Genomic DNA, 14,009 nt, shown 5'->3' with positions numbered 1-14,009 from the left:
GGCGCGGAATAGTCCGGAGCATCCATGCGTTCGAATAGAACATGAAGGCTTTCGGATTCCTCTCTTTCGGCCACTACGCCGACGTGCGCGGTTCGGCGACCCGCACCGCGGGCGACATGCTCAAGCAGACCATCGAGATCGCCGAGGGCGCTGACGAGATCGGTGTGAACGGCGCGTCCGTGCGCGTGCACCACTGGGCGCGGCAGGCGGCGTCGCCGATGCCCCTGCTCTCGGCGATGGCGGCGCGCACGAAGCGCATCGAGGTCGGCACCGGCGTGATCGACATGCGCTACGAGAACCCGTTCCAGTTCGCCGAAGAGGCGGCTGCACTCGACCTCATCGCCGATGGACGCATCGCGCTCGGCGTGAGCCGTGGGTCACCCGAGACGGCCCTGCGTGGATACGAGACATTCGGCTACGTCGACGAGGAAGACCCCGAGCGCGGCAGCGTGCTCGCCCGCGAGAAGTTCGAGATCTTCCTGCGCGCGATCGACGGCGAGGGCATCGCCCCCGGAGACCCGCGGATGGTCGGCGCCGGGCACTACCTCGCGATCGAGCCGCAGTCGCCCACGCTGCGCGACCACATCTGGTGGGGATCGGGCTCCCGCGCGACCGCCGAGGAGACCGGACGCAAGGGGCTCAACATGATGAGCTCGACGCTGCTCACCGAAGCCACGGGCGTGCCGTTCCACGAGCTGCAGGCCGAGCAGATCGCGCTCTACCGCGCTGCGTACAAGGCGGCCGGGCACACCGGTTCGCCGCGCGTCTCGGTGAGCCGCAGCGTCTTCCCGCTGATCAACGACATGGACCGGGCGTACTTCGGCTTGCGCAGCGAGGAGAGCGGCGACCAGATCGGCATCATCGACGGTTTCCGTTCGACGTTCGGCAAGACGTACGCCGCCGAACCCGATGCGCTGATCCAGCAGCTCAAGAACGACTCGGCCGTCATGGCCGCCGACACGCTGCTGCTCACGATTCCGAATCAGCTCGGGCCGGAGTACAACCTGCACGTGCTCGAGTCCTTCGCGAAGTACGTGGCGCCCGAGCTCGGCTGGAAGCCGAACACCGAGGGCCCGGTGCAGGGCGACCCGATCGACTGAAACCGGAACCCTCGGTAGGGTCGTGCGCATGGAGAGCGCCCGCGAGCCCGCAGACGAAGGGATCGTCTACGTCCCTTCGTCTGCGATGCCCGAGACGTGGACGTACACGAGTCTCGGCACCTTCGACGTCGATGGCGAGACGTTCGCCGTGCGCCGACGCGACGACGACGGCTCGAATCACTACGACTGGATCTCGGGACCCAACGCGGGCTACGGCTTCAGCCTGTTCGCCGGCTTCGAGCCCCTCAGCCGCGAACGGCACCGGGAAGCGATCCGGGGGTTCCTCGCGGGGATCGATCCGGAGACCGGGTACCTCTGACGGATCGACGATCCGCGAGAGGTGCGCACGAACGGTTGACAGCCGCCCCGGGATCGCTCACGCTGGGTTCGCTGCGTCGGATGCTGCGGCATCCGCCCCTGTCGACATCGGAGAACCATGACTCGTGTGCGCGTCGATCTGAACATCTCTCTCGACGGCTTCGCCACGACGACCGATCAGACCCCCGAGAATCCGTTCGGCGAGGACTGGGGTCGGCTCACGGCGGCGTATGTCGCGACGCGCACGTTCCACGAACGCGTGTTCCACGACACGAGCGGTGCCGGCACGACCGGCGTCGACGAGAAGTATGCGGCGCACTACTTCGAGAACATCGGGGCGGAGATCATGGGTGCCGGGATGTTCGGTCTGCACGCCAATCCCGACGACCCCGAGTGGCGCGGCTGGTGGGGCGACGAGCCGCCGTTCCGCGCGCCGGTCTTCGTGCTCACCCACACCCCGCGTCCGTCGATCGAGTTCGACAACGGCACGAGCTTCCACTTCCTCAGTGCGCCACCCGAAGAGGCGCTGCGCACGGCCGTCGCCGCGGCCGGCGGGGGAGACGTGCGGGTCGGTGGCGGAGCATCCACGGTTCGCGAGTACCTGCGCGCGGGCCTCGTCGACGAGTTGCACGTGGGCATCACCCCGATCCTGATCGGCAGCGGCATCCGTCTGTGGGACGACCTGCGCGGCCTCGAATCCGGATATCGGGTGACGTCGGAGACGGCGGAGAGCGGTGTGGTGCACCTCACGTTCTCCCGCGAGGGCTGAGCGCGCTCGACGATCCCGGGCGCCCCACGGGCGCGGTGACACCGGGAAATCCACCCTTCGCGCATCCGGTATACCGATGTACCCTGACGGAATGCGCGCCACACGAAGCAGCCTCCTCGTCGGAGCGATCGCCCTTCTCGCGGCTGTCGCCGTGGCTGTGCCCGCCGCCGCCGCGACCACGACGTCGTGGGCGACCTGGCAGCCGTTGACCGGCACGGGTGGCGCGTACTCGACGTCGGTGCAGATCACGCCCGATCCCGCGATCACCGCGACCGTCACGAGCGACTCGCGCGCCGGACAGGTCGGCGTGATCTCCGGCGCATCGACCTGGCTGTCGGAGGGCACCCCGGTCGGAGCGAAGTACGGCACCAGCCGAGACAAGCCCTACCTGAACCTGCGACCGAAGGCCGACACGCCCACGGGCTCGTCGACCACCACGTACACCTTCCAGAAGGCGACGCCTCCTGGGGGCTGGACCTTCGTGCTCGGCGACATCGATGCCGATGCGGTGCGCATCCAGGCCACGGGTCCGAACGGCCAAGCCCTCACGGCCGAGCAGCTGGGATTCCGCGGCGGCTTCAACTACTGCGCTCCGGGCGTCGTCGGCAAGCCCTCCTGCACGGGCGACGCGACCGACGTCCCCACGTGGGACCCCGCCACCCTCACGCTCAGCGGCAACGCGGCCGCGGTCGACACCGCGGGAGCCGCAGCCTGGTTCGAACCGAACGTGCCGGTCAGCACCCTCAGCTTCATCTTCACCCGCCGCTCCGGACTACCGGTGTACCAGACCTGGTTCGCGTCGCTCGCCCGAGACATCTCGGGAGCCGTGCGCGACAACGGCAATGTTCCGCAGTCCGATGTGGCGCTGAGCCTGACCGACGCGAACGGCGCCGTGGTCGCGACGACGACGACGGCCGCCGACGGCACCTACTCGTTCCCGGGCATCCTCGGCACGAGCGGATACACCGTGCGCGTGACGGCACCCGAAGACACGATCGCGGTCGGGTCGTCGTCGCAGACCGTCGACCTCACCGGCACCGATGCCGAGAACGTCGACTTCGTCGTGCGCCCCATCATTCCCGTGGCGGTTTCGGGGCAGGCGCTGGATGCCGACGAGAACCCCGTGCCCGGCGCGACCATCACGGTGGCCGGCCAGACCACGACGACGGATGCTCAGGGCAACTACCTCTTCGACTCGGTACTGCCGGGTGAGTACAGCGTGTTCGTCACCCCTCCGCCGGGATACACCACGTCAGAACCCGGGTTGCCGATCGTCGTCGAGGAGGGGACCGAGATCCCCATCACGGGCGTCGACTTCGAGGTCGCCGCGAACCCCGATCTGAGCGGCACGGTGACCGTGCCCGCGACCGGCCTCGGCTTGGCCGGCGTCGTCGTGACCGCGACGAACGGTGAGGGCGATGTCGTCACCGCCGTGACGCAGCCTCTGGGCGGATACACGTTCCCGCGGCTTCCGTCCGGCGAGTACACGATCTCGATCACGCCGCCCAACGGATACGCCCCGCTCGGACCGGTCAGTCGCCCGGAGCAGGTCGAAACGACAGATGTCACCGGCGTCGACTTCCAGCTCGCGCTGCTCGGCAGCTTCTCGGGCACCGTGCGGAACGCCGCCGGGGAGCCGCTCGCGGGCATGGTGCTGACGCTCACCGGCCCGAACGGCACGCAGCAGCTGGTCTCCGACGACGACGGCACCTACAGCCTCGGCGGCCTCCCGCAGGGCGACTACACCCTCGACGTCATCCCGCCGGAGGGCACGACAGCGGTCGACTTCGCCCGGCGTTCGTTCGGCTTCCCGCCCCAGGGCGGCGGCACCTTCACCATGCAGGACTTCACGCTGACGGCCGTCGTCGTCGTGCCGACCCCCGACCCCGATCCGCCCGTCGTCGTGCCCCCGGGTTCGGGCGCCGGGTCTGCGGGCAGTGGCGGGACCCTCCCGGCCACGGGCCTTCCGCCCGAGACGTTCGCGTGGGCGGCGGGCGGCGCCGTCGTGCTGATCCTCGGGGCGACCCTGCTCATCGTCAGTCGGCGTCGGTCTCACCGCGACGACAGCTGAGGCATCCGCTCGGGGCTTCTCGGCCGGTTTCGGCCGTCTTGGCCGCAGGGTCGGCTGTTTCACGACGCGACGGCGGCCATAACTCAGGACAGATCGCCGATCGAAGCCGCTCGTGGCCCGAATCGGTCGGTTTGGTGCCGATTGTCCTGAGTTAGGTACGCCCAGCGGGGTGCACCAGGCGGAAGAGCTCGCAGACCACGGGCATCTGCGGCTCGAACCCACGCGGGTTCTCGGAGTGCGCGCGCCAGTACCGCTCGTGCGAGGCGCGCCAGTAGTCGAGCGTGCGATCACCCTCACCCTCGGCAGCCGCGTGCTCGGCGTCGACCTCGTCGAACGCCACGATACGGATGCTGGTCGTCTCGATCACCGCGCGCGGCGCGCCATCGCCGTCGAGGATGATGCTCAACTCGCCCTCTGCGGGCAGTGGGTCTTCGGCCTCTTCGTAGTCCCAGAGCGATGACGCCGTGCCGGTCTTCACCCCGGCGAGTACGAGCGCGAGCAACTCATCGGCATGCGCGGGCGTGGCGCCGAAGGCCCACGCCTCGGGAACGTCGACGGGAAGGTCCGGATGCTCCGCCCGCACCGTTTCCCAGTAAGAGGCGAGTGCGGAGCGGTCGGGCGTTGTCATGCCTTCAGCCTAGGGATGCCCGCGTCGGGTCAGGTTCCGGGAGGGCCGAACAGCTCCTCGCCGTGCTCGTGCAGCAGACGGTAGGCGTCGGCGAACGTTTCGGGCTCTTCCTCGCCGGGCTTGCCATACCGCGAGAGGAGCAGACCCAGCAGCCCGCGGGCGGGCGGGGTCAGCGGCTTCAGATGATCTTTCACGCCGGGCTCGGGGGCCGACTGCTCGGGGTTCGGCGGCGTGTAGGCGGGGCGGGTGCGGGGCCAGTCGGCCGGATGCCGCGGCTGATCCAGATTCACCACGTTGTACAGCGTGTTCGCCGACGCATCGCGTTCGTTGAGGGGCGAGAGGCCGTGCAGGCGCGAGAGCGTCGCGATGACCGAACCGTGGTGCATCTCGTCGTGCACGATCGTGCCGCGCTTCGTGTACGCCGACACGGCGATCGCGGGCACGCGGCATCCGAGGCGGTCGAAGGCGAATCCCATCTCGCCGGGCTCGGTGTCTTTCATCGGCTTCGTCGCGGAGGGCGGCGGCACGTGGTCGTAGCATCCGCCGTGCTCGTCGAACGTGACGAGCAGCAGGGTGTTGATCGCGTTCGATCCCTTGCCCGAAGCGCTCGTGCGCACGGCCTCGTAGATGTCGTGGATCAGACGGTCTCCGGCGCGCACATCGGAGATGGCACTGTCGAACACGGCCTCGCCTTCGACCTCGCTCTCGCGCGGCGAACCGAACGGCGGGTGGAAGTCGTTGTGGTCGTAGACCATGCGCGGCTCGATGAAGGCATAGGCGGGAAGGGTGCCGGCCTTCGTCTCGGCGTAGAAATCTTCCATGGTGCCGAAGTGGTCGGTGCGCCAGAACTTCTCGAGCACCGGGGCATGCAGCATCCCGGTGAACGACACCATCTGCAGCTTGTCGAAGTAGATCTTCCAGTGGATGCCGGCCTCTTCGAGTCGATTGAAGATCGTCGGCGCCGCGGGTGCATCGAGCCACTTGTCGTAGCCGCCGCCCGCCTTGTTCGTGACGAAACCGTGCGATGTCGACGCGTGGAAGAACGAACGGTTGCAGAACGTCTGCGAGGGCACGCCCGCGAACCAGTGGTCGTAGACCGCGAACTCCGACGCGAGGGTCGACAGCACGGGCAGCATCTCGGGCGAGAACGACCCCATGATGTGACGGGCCTCGTCGGCCGAAGGGTCGGTGCCCTTGCGCAGGCGCCGGAAGTTGATGATGTAGTCCTCGAGGAACCCCGACATCGTCGCCTTCTCGCCGCCGGTGGGGGCATTGTACGGAGACTCCATCTCTTCGACGAACAGCTCGGCGTTGGTCTTGGGGTCGACCGTGCCGAAGATCTGCGTGTTGACGTGCGGGTACTCCTCGCCGGGATCCGGGTCGGGGTGGCTCATGATGCGGTCGGTGTCGCCGATGTAGATGTGGGCGTTGATCACCGTGCCGTCGGGGGCGGTGTTGCTGTGGTCGCCGAACCCGAGCCCTTCGAAGCTCTCGCCCTCGGGCAGGGTCTCTTTCGAGTACAGGTAGCCGAGGAGGTTGTCGAACGAACGGTTCTCGCCCATCACGACCACGATGTGCTCGAATCCGGGTTCCGCGCGCGGGGTGAGGGCGGCGAAGTGGTCTTCCTCGCTTGCGAATCCGCTCCGGTTGTTGGCGGCGATCGAGGCGCCGATCGCCGCACCGCCCGCGCCGCCGACCACAGCGCCCGCGAGCGCGGCGCCGCCCATCTTGAGAAAGCCTCGCCGGGATGGTTCGGGGGCGGGGGAGGACTCTTCGCTCATTTGCCGATCCTATGGGCGCGGGGGAGCGAGCGGAATACCGGTGTGCGGGAGGGGGGCGGCATCGACAGCCTTCCCCTGCCTTGAGAGCGCAAGGTCTCTACAGGCTTGCCGTGAAACACGATGCTCACGAAGACCCGCGCCACCTCCTCCTTCGCCAGACAGGCCAGCATTGCTCGCGCGTCGATCGCCGTGCCCCCGTTTTCGAATCCAGTCTGCAATGACCGTCGCGGGCCATCAGCGCGACGATAACGAAACTGATCGCCCGCTGCGCCCTCACCCATGTAGACGCCCACGACCCAGAATCTGCTGGGTATATGCCACGCAGACATCGACGGCATGTCGGTGACACCCACCAAAATGGACCAATGCCCACACTCGACCGAATGATCTACGTCGACGACTCCGGGCACCCGCAAACCGGACTAGTCGTCTACGGGTGGGTCGAGTGTTCCCCCGACCGATGGACCAGCGTGCTGCGGACCTGGCTCGATCTGAGAAGACGTCTTTGGCGGGAGGCGGGAGTACCTGTGACGCAGGAGTTACACACCACCGAGTACGTCAACGGACGCGGACGCATCTCGCGGCGGTTTCCGGATCGGCACCGACACAATGGGGTCGACCATTGGAAAGACTTCGGGCGGGAGATCGCAACGGACTGCCTGGAGGCGTTGCGCAGTGCGGAAGGGCTGACAGTTGGCGCGGTCTTTCGCCGCGGCGATCCGAAGGATCTCGCTCAGACCCGATACGACACCTATGCGGCGCTCATCGATCGGATCGAAGGAGAACTCGAAGACCGCGATGCGCTCGGCATGGTTTTCATGGACGGCGATGGATCAGATTCCACGTACCGTACCGCGCATCGAGCGCTCAAGCTCGATAAGCGACGCGTCATCGAAGATGCCGTACACCTCGACTCGAAGCATTCACAGTTGGAGCAGATGGCCGACCTCGTCGCATGGAGCGCGTATTCTTCGCTCGACCGTCACCACGCGAACGAATTCGCCTGGAACTGGTACGCGACGTTCCTTGCCGAGCGTGACCCAAACCGGGCGCCTCGAGAAATCTGACCGTTATACAGCGAGACCCCCTTGATCCACGTGTGCGGAGGGGGTCTGCATTATTAGGATACCTGCAACGCCGTGGTGGCGCACCTATTAGGGCCGCCCTGAGAAGCAGCGCACCGCCTACCCCATAACGACGCCTAGCTTCTTTGCGAGGTGATGGTCGGCGTAGGGCGAAGTGGAGAAGGGATCGACGGCTTCGTAACCGAGCCGCTGGTAGAGCCCATGCGCCTCGGTGAGGTCGCTGCGCACGGTCAGCCTGAGAGTACTTACGTCGCGACGGGCGCTGACCGTCTCGAGCGCGTTGATCAGCGAACGACCAGCGCCCCGTCCGCGGGCGTCGTGGTCGATGAAGACCCGGGTGAGCTCACCCACTCCCGGTTCAATGAAACGGACGCCTCCGCAGCCGACCACGCGAGTACCGTCGCGGATGACGAGGAAAAAACCATCGTCGTCGCGGAGGTCGTCGCTGGGTTCGTCGAGCATCGCCCGTTCTACCTCGGCTGGAGAGGCGGGTCTTCCCCGGTACCGGCCGACGATGTCAGTGAAGAAGCGCTCCACGATCGCTCGCCCGTCGGGAGACCGAGGGTCCTCGATCGCGATCGTCAGTTGCTCATCCATCGCAACAGCTAAGCAGGTCGGCCCCGAATCGCCTGGGTCAGACAGCAGAACGCCGCCGAGACCCTCAGGTCCCGACGGCGTTCCACGTGAAACATCCGCTCGGTCGACTACTCCGCGCTCTCCGAACTGACGGCGCTCGCCGCGTGGCGGCGGCGGCGCATCGCGAACAGGCCGAGGCCCAGCGCGAGCAGCACCACGGCGCCGATGACGTACGGCATGCTGTCGGCACCCGTGACCGCCAGCGCACCGTCGGTCGCGTTGCCCGAACCGCCGGTGCCCGGGGCGACAGCCCCGCCGCCGGCCGCCGCGGTGACGGTGAGCGACGTGGTCACTTCGGTGCCGTCTGCGAGGATCACCGCTAGCGTGTGCACGCCCGCCGGGGTGTTCGCCGGGATGGTGAGCGTGCGGCTGAAGGCACCGTCCGCATCAGCGGTGGCCGTGCCCAGGTCGACGGGGTCGGAACGCAGCTCGAAGCGCAGCGCAGCATCCGCTTCGAATCCGGTACCCGAGATCGTCACCTTTCCGCCGGCGACGACGGATGCCGCGCCCAGCTCGACCTCGGGAGTCGCAGGCTCTTCGATCACCGGGGGAGTGACGCCGACCTCGGTGACGTACTTCTCACCGGCATCCGACTTCGTCACCGTGAACTCGTCGTAGACCGCCCCGACGGGGAGGTCGGTGGTGGCGTTCGGCTGCTTCTCGGCCAGGTACGACTTGTAGACGAGCTGGTTCTTCGAGACGTCGATGACCTGGTAGGTCGTGACGCCCTGGCCGCGCAGCACCTGGGTGGCGCCGTTGTTGGTCCAGACGTTCTTCTCGGGCGTCTCGAGGTCGTAGTGCTTCGCACCCGAGTTCGACACGACGTAGACCGGACCCGTCGTCATACCGGGGGTCTCGGTGGCGTCGGTGTTCACGAATCCACGCGCGTACGTGTGGTCGTGGCCCATGAGCACCAGGTCGATGTCGTTGCGCTGGAAGACCGGCAGCCACTCGGCGCGCAGCACCGGTTCGTTACGGCCTTCGGATGCCGAGAACACCGGCTGGTGGAAGGTGACGACGTTCCACTTCGACGGGCTGTTCTGCAGCAGCAGGTCGAGCCAGGCGCCCTGGAACCGGGTCCAGAGCACGTCGATCTGGTTCGACGGGCACTCCGCACCCGTGCACGACGGAAGGCCGGCCGGGGTGAGGAAGGTGGTGTCGCGCGTCGCGTTCAGGGTGATGAACCGCACACCCTGGTAGTCGGTGTAGTACGCCGTTTCGGCGGCGAACGAGCTCCAGTGGTCGAAGAACGCGCGGTACTGCTGTGCGACCTGCGAGTCGCCCTTCGCCAGCTCGGCGAGGTCGCCGATCGTGCTGGTCGAGGGGTTGTTGTGCGGGTACTCGAATGCGGCCTTCCAGGCGGTGAGCAGCTTGTCGCCCGAGTACTCGTGGTTGCCGGGGGCGGCCATCACGTTGGTGCGCACGGCCGAATCCTCCATGCCCTTGAACCAGTTGAGCCACTCGTTCTCGTTGCTCGACGTGTTGATCAGGTCACCGGCGTGCACCGAACCGATCGAGCGCGGGGCGTTGGCCTCGGCCTGCTTGACGACGCTCGGCCAGGTGGTGTCGAGTCCGATCTGCGCGTCGCCGTAGTAGATGAACTGGAAGTCGGTGGCCTTCGGGTCGGCGGTGCGGAACTCGTACCAGTCGCTCCAGCTGCCCGGCAGACCGACGCGGTAGCGGTAGGCGGTGGCGGGCTCGAGCCCGGTGACCGTGGCCGAGAAGTGCTTGTTCGGGTTGCCGTTCACGACACCCGCGTCATAGGCATCCACCGTGCGCACATCTCCACCGGCAGACGGGGCGATCTCGACCTGGCCGACCGTGTGCGAGGCGTCACCGGCGAGCCACGAGAACGCCTGCGAGTTCGTGGGCTGCTCGGTGGGGGTGAGGATCACGCGCGTCGGGGGAGCGACGATCGGTGCACCCGGCTCGGATGCCTCGACCAGCGTCAGCGACGACATGTCGAAGTAGATGTCGGAGCTGGTGTCACGGTCCTGGAAGAGCGCGACGGCGATGTCGTTCGTGCCGTCGTGCAGAAGCTCGCCCTCGGCGCTGAACGTGCTCGTCATCGGGTCGCTGTTGCCGTCGCCCGCGTATTCGAGGTTCGTGGTGTCGGTGATGCGGCCGTCGGCGTAGCGCGCGACCTCTTCGCCGTTGACCCACACGATGATCGCGTCGTCGTAGCTGATGGTGCTCTTGAGCGCGGCGACCTGCTCGGCGACGCCCTCGCCCAGTTCGAACGTCGTGCGGAAGAAGTAGGTGGGAACCGCCGGCGCCTTCGTGCCGTCGATGTAGTGGTTCAGGAGCGTCTTCGGGGTGACGGGGCCGACGGGGTTCAGCTTGCCGTTCTTCGCGCCGAAGGATCCGGGGGCCGACTTCCAGGTGGAGTCGTCGTACTCGGGCAGCGTCCACGCGCGCAGGGCCGCGGGGGCGGGAGACGGGTCGGAACCGTCGTCGAGGTAACGCCAGGTGGTGTCACCGGTGATCAGCGAACCCGTGGGAACTTCGGGGTCGGGTGCAGCGAGCGCCGCGGGGGCGACGACGGCGCCGCCGAGCACGGCGAGCAGCGCGACGGACGTCAGTCCGCGACGCCGCCACACCGCAGGGGTGGGGGAGGTCATGTCTGTCCTTCAAATGGGGGATGCCGTGTCTGAGCCGCACGGCTCCCTCAGCCCATCGAAGTCGGATGGCCGGGTGCTGACATCGAGGAGACCGGGAGGTGAACGTCGAGAGGGCTGGGCGATCGGGGGCCGCATCGCTAGCGTGGAGGCATGACCTACGCCGGAGACTCCTCGATCGATGCGCGCGTGCGAGCCGTCGTCGCCGACTTCAACACGCGGCAGACGAAGCTGTTCATCCGCTTCGCGCTGATCGAAGGGCCGATCCTGCTCCTGCTGGCCGTGCTGATCTTCGGTGTCGAGGTCATCGACCCCGACATCGGCGTCTGGGTTCTCGTGGCCGTCGCCGTCATCGGAGGTTTCCTGATGAGCATGCTGCTGATGCGTCTCATGCAGGCGCGCACGCAGGCGATCGCCCAGGCGCGAGGCGACAACCCGCTGTTCTAGTCAGTCACCGCGAGCCTGGGCCGCGGCATGGACCAGGTACGACACCCGGCTGGCCAGTTCGTACTTCGTCTGCGGCGGTACCGTCGCCGGGGTCGCACGGAACCGCTCCAGGTCGTGCACGTCTGTGCGCGTCAGGGCGGCGATGTTCGCATGGGTGAGGCCGAGCTGTTCGGTGAGCACGTCGAACATCGCTCGAAGCCGGTCGTCATCGTCGACCCGCAGGCCCTCGGTCAACTGCGCGGTGAGCAGGGAGATGCGGCCGACCTCATCGGAGGACAGCGGCTGAGCCCTGCTCGAACGCGATGCTGCAGCGCCATTGGGCGTTTCGAGGAGGGAACTCAGCGCATCCTCGCGCATCCTCGTGAGCGCGCTCAGAGCGTGAAGAGAGATCACATCGTCCTCGACGAGGCGCCTCAAGACGTCGGTGACATCGAATGCCGTCATGTGCGCATCCTTGCGGTCAAAGCTCCGTCATCCCTGTGTACGGATGCGCGACCTTCACTCGAAGAGCCCGCTGAGCACCACCGTGCGGGTCTGCGGGTCGAGGGCGACGGTGGCGGTGTAGCCGCCGGCGGAGAACTGCGCGTCGAGCTCGTCACTGCCGACGAATGGACCGGCGGGCACCTTCTCAGACATCCCGTCGACGAGCGGGGGTGCGTCGATCGTCTCGACGTCGGTCGATGCGAGCAGGGCGTCGAACTCATCCGCGGGCAGCACGGCGACGACATCGATCCAGTACGTCGAGGGCCCGAGGTCGGTCTCACCGGTCGTGCCGCCCATCCACTCGATCGACTCGACCGTGCTGAGCTGCGGGTAGCGCTTCGCGATGGGCTCGAGATCGGTGCGCAGTTCCATGTCACCGCTCTTGACGGCCGCTTCACTGCCCCGTGAGGTCTCGGTCGGCTGCGGGGTGGGCGACGCGCACCCGCTCACCCCGAGCGCCACGACGAGGAGAAGAACACCGGTGGCAAGACGCTGAGGCACGATCACGTCCCGACTCTGCGGTACAGCGCCGGAGATCGCATCCGACACGCCGGTCGGGCCAGAACGGATGCCGTCGCCGGAGCATCCGCAGACCGCCCGACTACGCTGGAACCCATGCTCAACATGGCCGAAGGCCTCGCCCGTCTCGGCGCGCTCGCCGAGAATCCGGTCGTCCGCACCCTCGCCACGGCGTTCGCCGATGCCGGGTTCGATCTCGCCGTGGTCGGCGGTCCCGTGCGCGACGCCCTCCTCGGGCGCGCCACGCACGACCTCGACTTCACCACGAACGCGCGGCCCGACGACATCCTGCGCATCGTGACTCCCGTCTCGACCGCCCAGTGGGACATCGGCCGCGCGTTCGGCACGATCGGTGCCCGCGTGCAGGGCGAGCAGGTCGAGATCACGACCTACCGCGCCGACAGCTACGACGGACTCACGCGCAAGCCCACCGTCGAGTTCGGCGACACCATCGACGGCGACCTCGTGCGCCGCGACTTCACCGTCAACTCGATGGCGCTGCTCGTGCCCTCGGTGAAGCTCATCGACCCGACCGGGGGCGTCGAAGACCTGGTTTCGGGCATCCTGCGCACTCCCGCCGATCCCGGCGTCTCATTCGGCGACGACCCCCTGCGCATGCTGCGGGCGGCCCGTTTCAGTGCGCAGCTCGGATTCCGCATCGAGGATTCGACGTTCGATGCGATCGAGCAGCTGCGCGAGACCCTGCGGATCGTCAGCCCCGAACGCATCCAGTCCGAACTCGTGCGCCTCATGCAGACCGATGACCCGGTGCGGGGCATCCGCGCCCTGGTCGACACGGGTCTCATCGACGAGTTCCTGCCCGAGGTCAGCGCCATGCGCCTCGAGGTCGACGAGCACCACCACCACAAAGACGTCTACGAGCACTCGCTCACGGTGCTGAGTCAGGCCATCGCGCTCGAGCACTCGCGCAACCCGGATGCCGCGCCCGACGTGGCCCTGCGCATCGCGGCGCTGCTGCACGACATCGGCAAGCCGCGCACCCGCAAGCTCGAAGACGGGGGAGTGGTCACCTTCCACCACCACGACATCGTCGGTTCGCGCATGGCCCGCAAGCGCCTGCAGTCGTTGCGCTTCGACAGCGCGACGACCGACGCCGTCGCCACGCTCATCGAACTGCACCTGCGGTTCTTCGGCTACGCCGAGGGTGCGTGGACGGATGCTGCGGTGCGGCGTTACGTGCGCGATGCGGGTGACCTGTTGGAGCGCCTGCACATCCTCACCCGCGCCGACGTGACCACGCGCAACAAGCGCAAGGCGTCGATGCTGGCGAACGCGTACGACGACATCGAGTCGCGCATCGAGGCGCTGCGCGAGCAGGAGCAGCTCGACGCGATGCGCCCCGAGCTCGACGGCAATCGCATCCAGGAGGTGCTCGGCATCCGCCCCGGTCGTGAGGTCGGCGAGGCGTACAAGTTCCTGCTCGATCTGCGTCTCGATGAGGGTGTGCTCGGCCCCGACGTCGCCGAGCAGCGCCTGCGCGAATGGTGGGCCGCGCGCAGCTGAGCTCGTCTGGCTCGTTGAGCCCCACTATCA

13 protein-coding genes are annotated in these 14,009 nt (G+C 67.5%); 7 read left to right on the top strand and 6 right to left on the bottom strand.

Annotated elements, in window-relative coordinates:
- Positions 1–41: 41 nt before the first annotated feature.
- The 4 genes from ACIOSY_RS01935 to ACIOSY_RS01920 all read left to right on the top strand — a co-directional run bounded on the left by ACIOSY_RS01935 (position 42) and on the right by ACIOSY_RS01920 (position 4,258).
- Positions 42–1,100, top strand: coding sequence for an LLM class flavin-dependent oxidoreductase (locus ACIOSY_RS01935; protein ID WP_400848152.1), 1,059 nt, complete (start codon positions 42–44; stop codon positions 1,098–1,100).
- Between the two features lie 28 nt (positions 1,101–1,128).
- A complete protein-coding gene (locus tag ACIOSY_RS01930) occupies positions 1,129–1,419 on the top strand; it encodes a hypothetical protein (RefSeq protein ID WP_400848149.1) in 291 nt (96 codons plus the stop codon).
- Between the two features lie 117 nt (positions 1,420–1,536).
- Positions 1,537–2,187 carry a dihydrofolate reductase family protein gene (locus ACIOSY_RS01925; protein ID WP_400848146.1) on the top strand — a complete coding sequence of 217 codons (651 nt, stop codon included), beginning with the start codon at positions 1,537–1,539 and terminating at the stop codon, positions 2,185–2,187.
- Positions 2,188–2,278: 91 nt separating this feature from the next.
- On the top strand, positions 2,279–4,258 hold the full coding sequence (locus ACIOSY_RS01920; protein WP_400848143.1) for a collagen binding domain-containing protein: 1,980 nt from the start codon (positions 2,279–2,281) through the stop codon (positions 4,256–4,258).
- Positions 4,259–4,409: 151 nt separating this feature from the next.
- On the opposite strand, the gene ACIOSY_RS01915 is transcribed toward ACIOSY_RS01920, so the two are convergent.
- Both ACIOSY_RS01915 and ACIOSY_RS01910 read right to left on the bottom strand, forming a co-directional pair.
- Complete coding sequence (locus ACIOSY_RS01915) at positions 4,410–4,886, bottom strand: ASCH domain-containing protein (RefSeq protein ID WP_400848140.1); 477 nt, start codon at positions 4,884–4,886, stop codon at positions 4,410–4,412.
- Between the two features lie 29 nt (positions 4,887–4,915).
- On the bottom strand, positions 4,916–6,667 hold the full coding sequence (locus tag ACIOSY_RS01910; RefSeq protein ID WP_400848137.1) for an alkaline phosphatase family protein: 1,752 nt from the start codon (positions 6,665–6,667) through the stop codon (positions 4,916–4,918).
- Between the two features lie 383 nt (positions 6,668–7,050).
- On the opposite strand from ACIOSY_RS01910, the gene ACIOSY_RS01905 reads away from it, so the two are divergent.
- Entirely contained in the window at positions 7,051–7,734 is a 684-nt protein-coding gene (locus ACIOSY_RS01905; protein ID WP_400848135.1) for a DUF3800 domain-containing protein, read from the top strand.
- A 117-nt stretch (positions 7,735–7,851) separates the two neighbouring features.
- Here ACIOSY_RS01905 and ACIOSY_RS01900 read toward each other — a convergent pair whose 3' ends face one another.
- Positions 7,852–8,289, bottom strand: coding sequence for a GNAT family N-acetyltransferase (locus ACIOSY_RS01900; protein WP_400848132.1), 438 nt, complete (start codon positions 8,287–8,289; stop codon positions 7,852–7,854).
- A gap of 167 nt (positions 8,290–8,456) precedes the next feature.
- The gene (locus ACIOSY_RS01895) at positions 8,457–11,009 is read right to left on the bottom strand and encodes a fibronectin type III domain-containing protein (RefSeq protein ID WP_400848129.1); all 2,553 of its coding nucleotides are present in this window, start codon (positions 11,007–11,009) and stop codon (positions 8,457–8,459) included.
- 150 nt (positions 11,010–11,159) lie between these two features.
- Between ACIOSY_RS01895 and ACIOSY_RS01890 the strand changes: the two genes are divergently transcribed.
- Positions 11,160–11,453 carry a hypothetical protein gene (locus ACIOSY_RS01890; protein WP_400848126.1) on the top strand — a complete coding sequence of 98 codons (294 nt, stop codon included), beginning with the start codon at positions 11,160–11,162 and terminating at the stop codon, positions 11,451–11,453.
- Here the strand turns inward: ACIOSY_RS01890 and ACIOSY_RS01885 are convergent, their stop codons facing one another.
- Together ACIOSY_RS01885 and ACIOSY_RS01880 are read right to left on the bottom strand one after the other, a co-directional pair.
- The gene (locus ACIOSY_RS01885; RefSeq protein ID WP_400848123.1) at positions 11,454–11,897 is read right to left on the bottom strand and encodes an HTH domain-containing protein; all 444 of its coding nucleotides are present in this window, start codon (positions 11,895–11,897) and stop codon (positions 11,454–11,456) included.
- Between the two features lie 54 nt (positions 11,898–11,951).
- Positions 11,952–12,443, bottom strand: coding sequence for a hypothetical protein (locus ACIOSY_RS01880; RefSeq protein WP_400848120.1), 492 nt, complete (start codon positions 12,441–12,443; stop codon positions 11,952–11,954).
- Positions 12,444–12,551: 108 nt separating this feature from the next.
- Here ACIOSY_RS01880 and ACIOSY_RS01875 point away from each other — a divergent pair, with 108 nt between their 5' ends.
- Positions 12,552–13,979 carry a CCA tRNA nucleotidyltransferase gene (locus ACIOSY_RS01875; RefSeq protein ID WP_400848117.1) on the top strand — a complete coding sequence of 476 codons (1,428 nt, stop codon included), beginning with the start codon at positions 12,552–12,554 and terminating at the stop codon, positions 13,977–13,979.
- The last annotated feature ends 30 nt before the right edge of the window (positions 13,980–14,009 follow it).

The organism is Microbacterium sp. NPDC087665 (assembly GCF_044743285.1).
In the GTDB taxonomy this organism is placed as follows: Bacteria; Actinomycetota; Actinomycetes; order Actinomycetales; family Microbacteriaceae; genus Microbacterium.
The sequence above is the reverse complement of the archived record's forward strand: the minus strand, read 5'-3'. Positions and strand labels throughout refer to the sequence as shown.

Bases quoted from the DNA above. Each gene is read 5' to 3' on its own strand.
- ACIOSY_RS01905 (WP_400848135.1), top strand. From the start codon at position 7,051: ATGATCTACGTCGACGACTCCGGGCACCCGCAAACCGGACTAGTCGTC.
- ACIOSY_RS01930 (WP_400848149.1), top strand. From the start codon at position 1,129: ATGGAGAGCGCCCGCGAGCCCGCAGACGAAGGGATCGTCTACGTCCCT.
- ACIOSY_RS01915 (WP_400848140.1), bottom strand. From the start codon at position 4,886: ATGACAACGCCCGACCGCTCCGCACTCGCCTCTTACTGGGAAACGGTG.
- ACIOSY_RS01910 (WP_400848137.1), bottom strand. From the start codon at position 6,667: ATGAGCGAAGAGTCCTCCCCCGCCCCCGAACCATCCCGGCGAGGCTTT.
- ACIOSY_RS01925 (WP_400848146.1), top strand. From the start codon at position 1,537: ATGACTCGTGTGCGCGTCGATCTGAACATCTCTCTCGACGGCTTCGCC.
- ACIOSY_RS01885 (WP_400848123.1), bottom strand. From the start codon at position 11,897: ATGACGGCATTCGATGTCACCGACGTCTTGAGGCGCCTCGTCGAGGAC.
- ACIOSY_RS01920 (WP_400848143.1), top strand. From the start codon at position 2,279: ATGCGCGCCACACGAAGCAGCCTCCTCGTCGGAGCGATCGCCCTTCTC.
- ACIOSY_RS01890 (WP_400848126.1), top strand. From the start codon at position 11,160: ATGACCTACGCCGGAGACTCCTCGATCGATGCGCGCGTGCGAGCCGTC.
- ACIOSY_RS01935 (WP_400848152.1), top strand. From the start codon at position 42: ATGAAGGCTTTCGGATTCCTCTCTTTCGGCCACTACGCCGACGTGCGC.
- ACIOSY_RS01875 (WP_400848117.1), top strand. From the start codon at position 12,552: ATGCTCAACATGGCCGAAGGCCTCGCCCGTCTCGGCGCGCTCGCCGAG.
- ACIOSY_RS01895 (WP_400848129.1), bottom strand. From the start codon at position 11,009: ATGACCTCCCCCACCCCTGCGGTGTGGCGGCGTCGCGGACTGACGTCC.